The organism is Pseudomonas sp. UBA7530 (genome assembly GCF_002479365.1).
GTDB lineage: Bacteria > Pseudomonadota > Gammaproteobacteria > Pseudomonadales > Pseudomonadaceae > Aquipseudomonas.
Genome location: NZ_DLMS01000002.1, coordinates 64,029 through 76,234, shown reverse-complemented (window position 1 = coordinate 76,234; position 12,206 = coordinate 64,029). Strand labels below are relative to the sequence as shown.

10 protein-coding genes and 1 pseudogene are annotated in these 12,206 nt (G+C 64.6%); 7 read left to right on the top strand and 4 right to left on the bottom strand.

Annotated elements, in window-relative coordinates; all coding sequences use genetic code 11:
- From B2U07_RS05890 to ppk2, 4 genes and pseudogenes are all read left to right on the top strand, one after another.
- Positions 1-459 (top strand): annotated as a pseudogene (locus tag B2U07_RS05890) (phenylacyl-CoA dehydrogenase); the annotation flags it as partial.
- A 260-nt stretch (positions 460-719) separates the two neighbouring features.
- Positions 720-2,039 (top strand): GGDEF domain-containing protein, encoded by a 1,320-nt coding sequence (locus B2U07_RS05885; protein ID WP_419096322.1) that lies wholly within the window; start codon positions 720-722, stop codon positions 2,037-2,039.
- 172 nt (positions 2,040-2,211) lie between these two features.
- Positions 2,212-3,990, top strand: coding sequence for an acyl-CoA dehydrogenase C-terminal domain-containing protein (locus tag B2U07_RS05880; protein ID WP_275547466.1), 1,779 nt, complete (start codon positions 2,212-2,214; stop codon positions 3,988-3,990).
- Between the two features lie 402 nt (positions 3,991-4,392).
- On the top strand, positions 4,393-5,322 hold the full coding sequence (gene ppk2, locus B2U07_RS05875) for a polyphosphate kinase 2 (RefSeq protein WP_275547465.1): 930 nt from the start codon (positions 4,393-4,395) through the stop codon (positions 5,320-5,322).
- A gap of 76 nt (positions 5,323-5,398) precedes the next feature.
- Here the strand turns inward: ppk2 and B2U07_RS05870 are convergent, their stop codons facing one another.
- From B2U07_RS05870 to B2U07_RS05855, 4 genes are all read right to left on the bottom strand, one after another.
- Complete coding sequence (locus B2U07_RS05870) at positions 5,399-6,343, bottom strand: PstS family phosphate ABC transporter substrate-binding protein (RefSeq protein WP_275547464.1); 945 nt, start codon at positions 6,341-6,343, stop codon at positions 5,399-5,401.
- A 4-nt stretch (positions 6,344-6,347) separates the two neighbouring features.
- The gene (locus tag B2U07_RS05865) at positions 6,348-6,575 is read right to left on the bottom strand and encodes a hypothetical protein (protein ID WP_197856875.1); all 228 of its coding nucleotides are present in this window, start codon (positions 6,573-6,575) and stop codon (positions 6,348-6,350) included.
- A gap of 19 nt (positions 6,576-6,594) precedes the next feature.
- Positions 6,595-7,755: a Na/Pi symporter gene (locus B2U07_RS05860; protein ID WP_275547463.1), complete on the bottom strand. Its 1,161-nt coding sequence runs from the start codon at positions 7,753-7,755 to the stop codon at positions 6,595-6,597.
- Between the two features lie 69 nt (positions 7,756-7,824).
- Positions 7,825-8,427: a HutD family protein gene (locus tag B2U07_RS05855; protein WP_275547462.1), complete on the bottom strand. Its 603-nt coding sequence runs from the start codon at positions 8,425-8,427 to the stop codon at positions 7,825-7,827.
- A gap of 226 nt (positions 8,428-8,653) precedes the next feature.
- Here B2U07_RS05855 and hutI point away from each other — a divergent pair, with 226 nt between their 5' ends.
- From hutI to B2U07_RS05840, 3 genes are all read left to right on the top strand, one after another.
- Complete coding sequence (hutI, locus tag B2U07_RS05850) at positions 8,654-9,871, top strand: imidazolonepropionase (protein ID WP_275547461.1); 1,218 nt, start codon at positions 8,654-8,656, stop codon at positions 9,869-9,871.
- Positions 9,861-10,796, top strand: coding sequence for a formimidoylglutamase (gene hutG / locus B2U07_RS05845; protein WP_275547460.1), 936 nt, complete (start codon positions 9,861-9,863; stop codon positions 10,794-10,796). Before hutI ends, hutG begins: the two co-directional genes overlap by 11 nt.
- Before the next feature lie 80 nt (positions 10,797-10,876).
- Positions 10,877-12,202: a YjiH family protein gene (locus B2U07_RS05840; RefSeq protein WP_275547459.1), complete on the top strand. Its 1,326-nt coding sequence runs from the start codon at positions 10,877-10,879 to the stop codon at positions 12,200-12,202.
- Positions 12,203-12,206: the final 4 nt, after the last annotated feature.

Here is a 12,206-nt window from a genome sequence, read left to right as displayed (position 1 = left end):
GACCTGCTGGGCCGCAAGGTGCTGATGACTCAGGGCGGTGCCCTGAAGAACTTCACCAAGATCGTGCACAAGTTCTGCCAGGCCAACGAAGGCAACGATTCCGTCAAGGAATTCGTCGAGCCGCTGGCCAAGCTGAACAAGGAGTGGGGCGACGTCACCATGAAGATCGGCATGGCGGCGATGAAAGATCGCGAGGAAGTCGGTGCCGCTTCGGTGGACTACCTGATGTACTCCGGCTACGCCTGCCTGGCCTACTTCTGGGCCGACATGGCACGCCTGGCTGCCGAGAAGCTGGCTGCCGGCACCGGCGACGAGGCTTTCTACAAGGCCAAGCTGCAGACCGCGCGCTTCTACTTCGCACGTATCCTGCCGCGTACCCGCGCGCACGTCGAAGCCATGCTGTCCGGCGCCAACAATCTGATGGAGATGGACGAAGAGCATTTCGCTCTGGGCTTCTAAGACCCTGTTTATGATCTGCTGCGCGTCGGCCCTGCTGCGTTAAAAACAGGCTCGGACTGCTCATTTACAGCTCGTAAACTCCGCGTCCTCGCCTGTTTTTGCCTTGCATGGCTCTAGCTCGCGAGATCGTAAACAGGCTCTATAGCCATCTTCTTCGGTTGAACACGAACGCCGCCCTCAGGGGCGGCGTTTGTGTTTTTGCGCCGTATTAAAGGGAATGTCGCATCCTGTCGCTGTTTTCAGTGATTGAAGCAGGCAAAATGCCTTCATCTTTCGCCAAGGATGTCAGTGTGATCCGCTTGGCCAATCTGCGCCTCAGTCACTTCTTCTCCTCGCTGCCCTTGCTGGTCGGTGCGTTGGTGGCTGCACGCTTGCCGGTGTTGAGCGAGTTCTTCATCTCGCTGTTCAACGTGCTGCCGACCTTGCTTTTGCTGCTCGGTGGCGCCTTCTGCCTGGTCTATGGCCGTCAGCGCGAGGTGTTCCTGCTGCTGGCGCTGTATGTCGGTTATTTCCTGCTCGATACCCAGATCGATCACTTTCGCGACAATGGCCAGGTGCGTGACGATGCGGCCTTGGTCTTTCATCTGATCTGCCTTCTGTTGCCCCTTCTTTACGCCCTCTACGGCTGTTGGGAGGAGCGTTCGCACTTGGCCCAGGACTTGTTCGCCCGCGCCCTCGTGTTGCTGGCAGTCAGCGCGGTGGCCGTTGGGCTGGCGCGCCGTTATCCGCAGGGCATCGCCGACTGGCTGGCGCAGATTCACTGGCCTTCGCTGCATGGCGCCTGGATGAATCTGGCCCAGCTGTCCTACCTGGCCTTCCTGCTGGCCTTCATCGCATTGCTGACGCAGTACCTGCGCCGCCCACGTCCGCTGCATGCGGCACAACTGGTGGGGCTGTTCGGCCTGCTGTGGATGCTGCCGCAGGTATTCATCCTGGCCAACGCGCTGCAGGTGATGATCAGCCTGGTGATGCTCATGCTGGTGGCTGCCGTTGCCCACGAGGCCTACCAGATGGCCTTCCGTGACGAGCTGACCGGGCTGCCGGGACGGCGTGCGCTCAATGAGCGCCTGCAGCGCCTGGGACGCGATTATGTGATCGCCATGGTCGACGTCGACCACTTCAAGAAATTCAACGACACCCACGGCCACGACGTCGGCGACCAGGTGTTGCGCCTGGTCGCCAGCCAGTTGCGCAAGGTCGGTGGTGGCGGCAAGGCCTATCGCTACGGTGGCGAGGAATTCACCCTGCTGTTTCCCGGCAAGAGCGTGGAGCAATGTCTGCCGCACATGGAGGCGGTGCGTCTGGCCATCGAGCAGTACCGCATGCAGTTGCGCGACAAGCAAAGCCGGCCGCGCGATGACCGCGAGGGCAAGCAGCGCCGCGCCGGCAAGGCCGCTGGCGAGGTATCGGTGACCGTGAGCATGGGCGTGGCCGAGCGTCAGAGCGAGCAGCGCAACCCGCAGGAAGTGATCAAGGAAGCGGACAAGGCCCTGTACAGCGCCAAGGCGGCCGGGCGCAATTGCATCCGTAGCGCCGGGCAGCGGCGCGGCGCCGTGAAGCTCGCACCGGGGCGCGAGTAGGCCTCGGCAGACCAGCGGTTACGGCCATTTTCGGGCGTCCGGCAGGGCGGCTTTCCAATCAGCTAGTTGCTGACTTTTCGTGAATCAATGGTCACAACACGACCCTATGTGTCCGTAAAGTTGTTCAAGTAAACTCGGCCCTCTCACGTAAGTCCGTTTTTGAGGATGTGTCATGGCCGATTACAAAGCCCCCCTGCGCGACATGCGCTTCGTGCTCAATGAAGTATTCGAAGTCTCCAAGCTCTGGGCCGAGCTGCCAGCCCTGGCCGAACTGGTGGACGAAGACACCGCCAACGCCATTCTCGAAGAAGCCGGCAAGGTCACCGCTGGCAGCATCGCCCCGCTGAACCGCAGCGGCGACGAAGAAGGCTGCTCCTGGGATAACGGCGCGGTGAAAACCCCGGCCGGCTTCCCCGAGGCTTATCGCACCTACGCCGAGGGCGGCTGGGTCGGCGTTGGCGGTTCGCCGGAGTTCGGCGGCATGGGTATGCCCAAGGTGATCGGTGCCCAGGTCGAGGAGATGGTCAACTCGGCCAGCCTGTCCTTCGGTCTGTACCCGATGCTGACCTCCGGCGCCTGCCTGTCGATCCTCAACCACGCCAGCGAAGAACTGAAGGCGCAGTACCTGCCGAACATGTATGCCGGCGTCTGGGCCGGCTCCATGTGCCTGACCGAGCCGCACGCCGGCACCGACCTTGGCATCATCCGCACCAAGGCCGAGCCACAGGCCGACGGCAGCTACAAGATCAGCGGCACCAAGATCTTCATCACCGGCGGCGAGCACGACCTGACCGAGAACATCATTCACCTGGTGCTGGCCAAGCTGCCGGACGCACCGGCCGGGCCGAAGGGCATCTCGCTGTTCATCGTGCCGAAAGTCATGGTCAATGCCGACGGCTCGCTGGGCGAGAAGAACGCCCTGGGCTGCGGCTCGATCGAGCACAAGATGGGTATCAAGGCCTCGGCCACCTGCGTGATGAACTTCGACGGCGCCACCGGCTATCTGGTCGGTGAAGTGAACAAGGGCCTCAACGCCATGTTCACCATGATGAACTACGAGCGCCTGGGCGTCGGCATCCAGGGCCTGTCGCTGGGCGAGCGCAGCTACCAGAGCGCCATTGAGTACGCCCGCGAGCGTATCCAGAGCCGCGCACCGACCGGCCCGGTCGCTAAGGACAAGGCCGCCGACCCGATCATCGTGCACCCGGACGTGCGCCGTATGCTGCTGACCATGAAGGCGCTGAACGAGGGCGGTCGCGCCTTCTCCAGCTACGTCGCCATGCAGCTCGACACCGCCAAGTACAGCGAGGACAAGGACACTGCCAAGCGCGCTGACGAGCTTGTCGCCCTGCTGACGCCGGTGGCCAAGGCCTTCCTCACCGACATGGCGCTGGAAACCACCGTGCATGGCCAGCAGATCTTCGGCGGCCACGGCTTCATTCGCGAGTGGGGTCAGGAGCAGTTGGTGCGAGACTGCCGCATCACCCAGATCTACGAAGGCACCAACGGCATCCAGTCGCTGGATCTGGTCGGGCGCAAGATCGTCGGCAGCGGCGGTAGCTACTACAAGCACTTCGCCGACGAGATCAAGGGCTTCGTCGCCTCGGCCGATGCCAATCTCGATGAGTTCACCAAGCCGCTGGCCGCCGCCGTGCAGAATCTCGACGAGTTGACTGCCTGGGTACTGGATCGATCGCAGAGCAACCCCAACGAGATCGGCGCCGCTTCGGTCGAGTACCTGCAGGCCTTCGGCTACACCGCCTATGCCTATATGTGGGCCCTGATGGCACGCGCCGCGCTGGGCAAGGAAACGCAGGACGAGTTCTATGCCAGCAAGCTGGGCACCGCGCGCTTCTACTTCGCCCGCCTGCTGCCGCGTATTCACTCGCTGAGCGCGTCGGTCAAGGCCGGTAGCGGGTCGTTGTACCTGCTGGATGCCGCGCAGTTCTAAGCGCGTTTGGCTGTACCGAAAGCCCCGGCCCCGTGCCGGGGCTTTTGCATCTGGACCTCCAGTGCGTGCAGCGGAGCCGCGTGGTCGTGACGCTTGTAGCCCGGATGCAAGCCGGGAGTAAGGCCGGGATCGGCCCCGGATTTTATCCAGGCTACGGTACTGTCCACTCAAGGCTCACGCGCTTGGCTCCCCTCTCCCATTTATGGGAGAGGGGTTGGGGGAGAGGGCTGATAACCCCGTCAATCTGACAGCTTCCCCTCTCCGAATGCGGCCCGTCCTAACTTTCTTCCCAAAGGGCTTACGGTACTGCGGTCGAAGGAGTACAGGCTCGCCGGTCATTTCGCTGTCATTGCCGCCCGCTAGCCTTGCACGACCAGAGGCAATCACTCAGCAGGAGCCGTCATGACCGACCAGATGCACAGCTCGTTACAGGCCTACGAGCAACTTCTACAGGCCGAATTTCAGGACAGCCTCGACGAAGAGCTGGAGATGGAGCTGGACGATGCGTGCATGGATGACCTCGTCGCCCGGGCCGATCACGGCGGGCCGATGACCAGCGATCTGTCGCGTCGCGAGTATTTTTCCGAGCTGCTGCGCCTGCAGGGCGAACTGGTCAAGCTGCAGGACTGGGTGGTGCACAACCAGCTCAAGGTCGTGGTGCTGTTCGAGGGGCGCGACGCCGCCGGCAAGGGCGGGGTCATCAAGCGTGTCACCCAGCGTCTCAACCCCCGTGTCTGCCGGGTCGCGGCACTGCCGGCACCAAATGATCGTGAGCGCACCCAGTGGTACTTCCAGCGTTACGTGTCGCACCTGCCGGCCGCCGGCGAAATGGTGCTGTTCGACCGCAGCTGGTACAACCGCGCCGGCGTGGAGAAGGTCATGGGCTTTTGCACCGATGCCGAGTACGAGGAGTTCTTCCGCTCGGTGCCGGAGTTCGAGCGCATGCTGGTGCGCTCGGGCATTCTGCTGATCAAGTACTGGTTCTCCATCACCGACAATGAGCAGAACCGCCGTTTCCTGGCGCGTATTCACGACCCGCTCAAGCAGTGGAAGCTGAGCCCGATGGACCTTGAGTCGCGGCGGCGCTGGGAGGCCTACACCCAGGCCAAGGAAGTGATGCTTGAGCGCACCCATATCGAAGAGGCGCCTTGGTGGGTCGTGGAAGCGGACGACAAGAAGCGTGCGCGCCTCAACTGCATCGCCCACCTGCTCAGCCAGATCCCCTACCAGACGGTGCCGCGCACCCAGGTGGAGCTGCCGACGCGAGTTTACAACCCGGACTATCTGCGGATGCCGGTGCCGGACAGCATGCTGGTGCCATCGCTCTACTGAGGCTGCGATGCTGCGCGCCTGGCGCGCAGCATGAGATTACCGGGGCGCTGCGTTGGCAGCCCCCGGTGGAGGAGAGTCAGGGTGCCTTGCTCAGGGCTTCCATGCTGTGGCGATAACTGTCGCGCGCCAGCGGCATATAGCCGGTGAAATGAATCCAGCCAGGCAGGCCTTCGAGGAAGTGGGCCAGAAAGCGCCCCAGCAGCGGTTTATCCGCCAGGCTGCGTTGGCTGACATAGAGGAATAGCGGGCGTGTCAGCGGCTGGTACTGGTTCTGCGCGACCGTCTCCAGGGTCGGGAAGACCGCGCCGTTGCCGGCATCCACCGCGACCAGTTTCAACGTGTCCCAGTGCCGGTGGTAGGCGCCGATGCCGAAGAAACCGAGGGCGTTCGGCTCGGCGGCGATGGCGTTGGCGAGAAACTCTTCGTCCTCGCTGGCCTTATAGTCCTGGCGACTGCTGTGGGTGGTGCCGACGATGGCCTGTGTAAAAACATCGTAGGTACCGGAATCCTGGCCGCGGCCGAACAGCACGATCGGCCTATCCGGCCACTCCGGGCGAAGGTCGCGCCAGCTGTTGAGCTTGTTCTCGGCCGACGGCGACCAGAGCTTTTTCAGCTCATCGACGCTGAGGTCACCGACCCAGGTGTTGGCAGGGTTGACCACCACGGCGATCGAATCCATCGCCAACGGCACGACACGAAAGTCGACGCCGTTGGCCTTGCACTGGGCCTGTTCCTCGGCGTTGATTTCCCGCGAGGCGTTGCTGATATCGGTCTCGCCCGCGCAGAAGCGGCGAAAGCCTGCCGCCGTGCCGGAGAACTTCACTTCGATCTGAGCGGCCTGCGCGCTGCGCTCGAAGCGCCGAACGGCCTCGCGGGTTAGTGGAAAGACCGTGCTGGAGCCGTCGACGCGCAGCTCGGTTGCGTCTGAACTCGCCGAGAGCGCCTGCCCACAGGCGGCCAGCAGGGAGGCAAAAGCGACGCCGGTAGCCAGGCCCTTGCCGAGGGAAAGTTGGATCGTCACGGAATCACCCCTTGGGCTTGCGCCATTCCTGTTTCAGCGAGATCCAGAACAGCTGCAGGCTGCTGAGTTTGGTGTCGACGGCATCGATGTAGTCGTCGAGTTGCTCGATCTGCTCGTGCTGAGCCTTTTCCTCCACTTCCATCCCGGCCAATTGCGCTTCGAGGTCGTTGAGGGTCTCACGCAGTTCATGGATACGCTGTTGAGTTTCCTGGCGATTGCGTTGATGTTTCATGACGACTCCTTGGCAGGGCTCAGAGCTGGGTGATACCGATCAGCAGGAGGGGTAGGGCGAAAAACAGGCCGGCGATGTAGGCGACCACGTAGAGTTTGCTGCGCTGCGCCAGCGTGGCCAGGCCCTCGGCGATCATCGGCGGCACGCCGCGCAGGAAGGGCAGGGCGTAGATGATCAAAATGCCCATCAGGTTGAACAGCAGGTGCACCAGGGCGATCTGCATGGCGACTTCCGCCGTCGGACCGGTGATCGCGGTGGCCGCCAGCAGAGCGGTTACGCACGTGCCGATGTTGGTTCCGAGGGTGAAGGGGTAGACTTGCTTGAGGCTGAACACGCCGCTGCCGGCCAGCGGCACGATCAACGCCGTGGTGGTCGAGGACGACTGCACCAGCACGGTGATCACGGTGCCCGAGGCGATCCCGGAGAGCGGGCCGCGACCGACGCTGGCGTGCATGATGTCCTTGGCGCGGCCGACCATCACCTTGCGCAGCACCTTGCCGATGGCCGTGACCACGAACAGGATCATCGCCACGCCGATCAGGATCAGCGCGACGCCGCTCCACATCGCGCCGGGCAACCAGCTGACGCTGGCGCCCAGCACATCCGAGGCGGGCGAGAGCAGGGTCTTCATGAAATTGACGCTCTTCATGTCAACGCTGGCGTCGCTTACCAGCAGGCCGGCGAGCGATTCGGACATGCGCTGCAGCGGCTGAAAGAGCAGCTCCAGCGGTAGCAGGATGGTCACCGCGGTGATGTTGAAGGCGTCGTGCACGGTGGCAGCGGAGAAAGCGCGACGAAACTCTTCGCCACTGCGGATGTGGCCGAGGCTGACGATGGTGCTGGTCAGCGAGGTGCCGATATTGGCGCCCATGATCAGCGGGATGGCGATGGGGATCGGCAGGCCGCCGGCGACCATGCCGACGATAATCGAGGTCACCGTGCTCGAACTCTGGATCAGCGCGGTGGCCACCAGGCCGATCATCAGGCCGACCAGCGGGTTGGTGGCGAAGGCGAACAATTCGCGGGCGTTGTTGCCAGTGGCGGCCTTGAAGCCGTCGCCAATGGCCCCGACACCGGCCAGCAGCAGGTAGATAAGCGCTACTACCAGCAACCATGAAAGCCACTGGCGCGTGGCCGGTAGCGAGGGCTGTGCTGGCAGTGCATCAGCATTGGTGGTCATAAGCCTTATCTCCCTGAGGGCAGCGAATGGCGCGATGCTGGCAGCGCAGGGTTAAGATTTGATGACCGCTCAGCTACCGCCGGTCTCGTGTTGCAGCCAGCCCAGGTACAGCAGCGCCGGCTGCGCGGCCTGCAGCACCAGCGCGCCGGGCATGCGCTCCAGCAGCAAGCCCTGGCCGCCTTTCAGCACGTGCCTTTCGCCGTCGGGTAGTTGGCAGTCGATGCCCGCGCTGTTCTGGCACCAGAGCAGCATCAGCTCGGCATCGTTTTCCACCTCCTGCCGCCCATGCAGGCTCAGCGGGGCGAGGCGATGGCGCCAGGCGCCGCGGCGGGTCATCAGATTGAGATCGGTGACCGGGCCGTCGCTCAGCGTCGCGCTTATCGCCTCCTCACCGGCGAAGCTCGCCACCGCAGCGCCGGCGTGCAGGTTCTCGATGCGCCCGTCACCGCCCTGCAGGCGCAGCCCTGCGCCACTCAGCAGTGCCAGGCTGCGATCGATGCCAACGAAGGCGGAAAACGGACCCGCCATAGCGACCCGCGCACTGCTGATACGCCACTGAAAATCCTCCAGCCCGGCACCCGGTGGCGCGATGGCCAATTCCAAAGTTTCACCGCCGCCGTTCTTCCAGGGCATGGCGCGGGCGGTGGCGAGATCGAGTCGAACACAGGGCATGGGTGCTCCAAATGTATATACATAAGCGTTGGGCGACGAATGGGAAGCCATCGGCAGCTTCTCCGCATGGTCCCCATTTCATGGGATGCCTGCCTGCAATAGAACGCCTGAACCAGCAAACAGGCTCATGAACTCCGTCAATAGCCTAGATCCGCGAAATGCTTCATGGCTTGACGGCCAGTCGACTCGCTCATATTGTATATACAAAACAAGCAAGGGGAACCCCATGCCGACGCAATCAACTTCGAAACAGCTTTGGCGCGATGTGCAGGTCTTCGATGGCCTGACGCAGCTGGACGAGGCGATGAACGTGTTGGTCGAAGGCGGGCGTATCGCCGGGCTATGGCCGGCGCGCGATTTCGATGAAGCACAGGCTGAGGGCGCGGTTTGCGCCGGTAGCGGCGGGGTGCTGACGCCCGGTCTGGTCGACTGCCACACCCACCTGGTCTATGCCGGCAACCGCGCCGGCGAGTTCGAGCAGCGTCTGGAAGGGGCGAGCTACGAAGAGATCGCCCGCGCTGGTGGCGGCATTCTCAGCAGCGTGCGCGCCACCCGCGCGGCCAGCGAGGACGAACTGATCGCCACCAGCCTGCCGCGCCTCGATGCGCTGCTGGCCGATGGCGTGACCACGCTGGAGATCAAGTCCGGCTATGGCCTGACCGTCGAAGACGAACTGAAGATGCTGCGGGTGGCCCGCCGCCTCGGCGAACTGCGCCCGGTGCGGGTGATCACCACGCTGCTCGGCGCCCATGCTCTACCGTCGGAATATGCCGGGCGCGCCGATGATTACGTGAGCCTGGTCTGCGACGAGATGATCCCGGCCGCTGCCCGTGAACGGCTGGCCGATGCGGTGGACGTGTTCTGCGAGGGCATCGGCTTTTCCCCGGCGCAGTGCGAGCGCATCTATCAGGCGGCTCAGGCTCACGGCCTGGCGATCAAGGCCCATGCCGAGCAACTCTCCAATCTCGGTGGCAGTGCCCTGGCCGCACGTTATGGCGCGCTGTCCGCCGACCATATCGAATACCTCGATGAAGCTGGCGTGCGCGCCATGGCCGAAGCCGGCACCGTTGCCGTGCTGCTGCCCGGCGCCTTCCACGTGCTGCGCGAAACCCAGCTGCCGCCCATCGAGCTGCTGCGCCAGTACGGCGTACCGATGGCGGTGGCCAGCGACGCCAACCCCGGCACCTCGCCGATCTGCATGCCCACGCTGATGGCCAACCTGGCCTGCACCCTGTTTCGCCTCACCCCGCGCGAAGCCCTGGCCGGCATGACCGCCCACGGCGCCTGTGCCCTTGGCCTGCCCGACTTGGGCCGTATCGCCGTCGGCGCGCCGGCGGATCTGTGCCTGTGGGATATCCAGCAACCGGCCGAACTGGCCTACGCGGTGCAGGCCGGGCGTCTGCGCCAGCGCGTGTTCAATGGAGCCATAGTTCATGCTCGCTGATCGTCACTCGATGGCCGCCTGGAGCGGCCGTACCGACCCGGAAACCGACAGCGCGCGCTGGCACCAACGCATCCGCTCCCTTTCCGCCGGTAGCGAGCCAGGCCTGGCCCTGCTCGGTTTCGCCTGCGACGAAGGCGTACGCCGCAACCATGGCCGCGTCGGCGCCGCCGCTGCGCCGCAAAGCGTGCGCAAGGCACTGGCCAACCTGGCCTGGCATCGTCAGGCGCCGGCCTATGATGCGGGTGACGTCATCTGTGAGGATGGCGACCTGGAAGCGGCGCAGGCGCGCTTGGGTCATAACGTCTGCGCGCTGCTGGACGCCGGCCATCTGCCGCTGGTGATCGGTGGTGGGCATGAGGTGGCCTTCGGTAGCTGGTCGGGCCTGGCCGAGCATCTATCCGGCAATCATGCCCCGAAGATCGGCATCGTCAATTTCGACGCCCACTTCGACCTGCGCGACCCAGCCCATGTGCATTCCTCGGGCACACCCTTTGCGCAGATCGCCGAGCAATGCGCCGCACGTGGCTGGCCGTTCCGCTACGCCTGCCTGGGCGTGAGCCGCGCCAGCAACACCCGCGCGCTGTTCGCCCGCGCCGCCGAGCTGAACGTGCTGGTGCACGAGGATCACGAGATTCGCGAGTCGACCCTCGATGCCATCGGCGCCGAGCTGGACGCCTTCGCCGCCGAGTGCGATGCGCTTTACCTGACCCTCGACATCGACGTGCTGCCGGCCTGCGAAGCGCCGGGCGTCAGCGCGCCAGCCGCCCGTGGCGTGCGCCTGGAGCTGCTGGAACCGCTGCTCGAACGGCTCAAGGCCAGCGGCAAGCTGCGCCTGGCCGATCTGGCCGAGCTCAACCCGGAATACGACATCGACAACCGCACCGCCAAGGTGGCGGCGCGGCTGATCCATCTGCTCAGCCTCTGAGCCCGACGCTTTCCCGCACAAAAACAATTACGAGGAAACCCCGATGTTCACCACCGCCCGCAGCGGCCAGGAGCCGCGCTATGTCTGAGTCCCTGCTGCTGAGCGCCGGCGTGTCGCGCCCGCGCGCGCTGGCGCGTCTGCTGGGTTACAGCCTGATCGGCCTGTTGCTGTTCTTCGTGCCGTTCGAGATCGGCGGGCGTTCGACCATCCTCCTCGACCACGCCGCCAGCGCCCTGCAACTGCACGCGCGACCACTGGTGATCAGCGTAGCGCTGCTGTTCATGCTCTACGGTGCGCTGGCGCCCTGGCTCGACGGCAGCTGGCGGCGCAGCCTGACCCACAGGGTATTCAGTGTGCTCAAGGTGTTCGGCCTGCTGATCGGCGTCGCCTATCTGCTGCAGCTCGGCCCGCGGGCGCTGTACCAGCCGGACATGCTGCCGTTCCTGTTCGAGAAGCTGGTGCTCAGCCTGGCGCTGATCGTGCCGCTGGGTTCGCTGGCCCTGGTGTTCCTGATCGGCTTCGGCCTGCTGGAGCTGATCGGCGTGCTGATGCAGCCGGTGATGCGGCCGATCTGGCGCACGCCGGGCAAGTCGGCCATCGATGCCGTGGCCTCCTTCGTCGGCAGCTACTCGGTGGGCCTGCTGATCACCGACCGCATGTACCGCCAGGGCCACTACAGCCTGCGCGAGGCGGCGATCATCGCCACCGGCTTCTCCACCGTGTCGGCGCCGTTCATGGTGATCATCGCCAAGACTCTGGGCCTGATGGGCCAGTGGAACCTGTATTTCTGGAGCGCCATGGCGGTGACCTTCAGCGTCACCGCGATCAGCGCGCGCATCTATCCGCTGTCGCGGCTGCCGTCCGAGTCCAAGCCCGAGGCGCAGCTGCAACCCGGTGAAAGCCGCCTGGGCAGTGCCTGGCGCGCCGGCATGCAGCAGGCCAGCATGGCGCCGTCGCTGGGCTCTGCGCTGCGCGAAACCTTCGTCGATGGCCTGCGCATGACCGCCGCCATCCTGCCGAGCATTCTCGCCGTCGGCCTGCTCGGGCTGCTTGCCGCCAAGTACACCCCGCTGTTCGACGCCCTCGGCGTGCTGCTCTACCCGCTGACCTGGCTGTTCGGCCTGGACGAGCCCATGCAGGTAGCCCGCGCCATGTCCGCCGGCCTGGCGGAGATGTTCCTGCCGGCGATGCTGCTCAAGGACGCTGATGTGCTGGTGAAGTTCGTCACCGCCATCGTCTCGGTCAGCAGCGTGCTGTTTCTCTCCGCCTCGATTCCCTGCGTGCTGGCCACGCGAATTCCCCTGAGCCTGGGCCACCTGCTGCTGATCTGGCTGCAGCGCACCCTGCTCAGCCTGCTGCTGGCCATCCCCCTGGCCTACCTCGCCCAATTTCTGGGTTGGCTCTGACCGC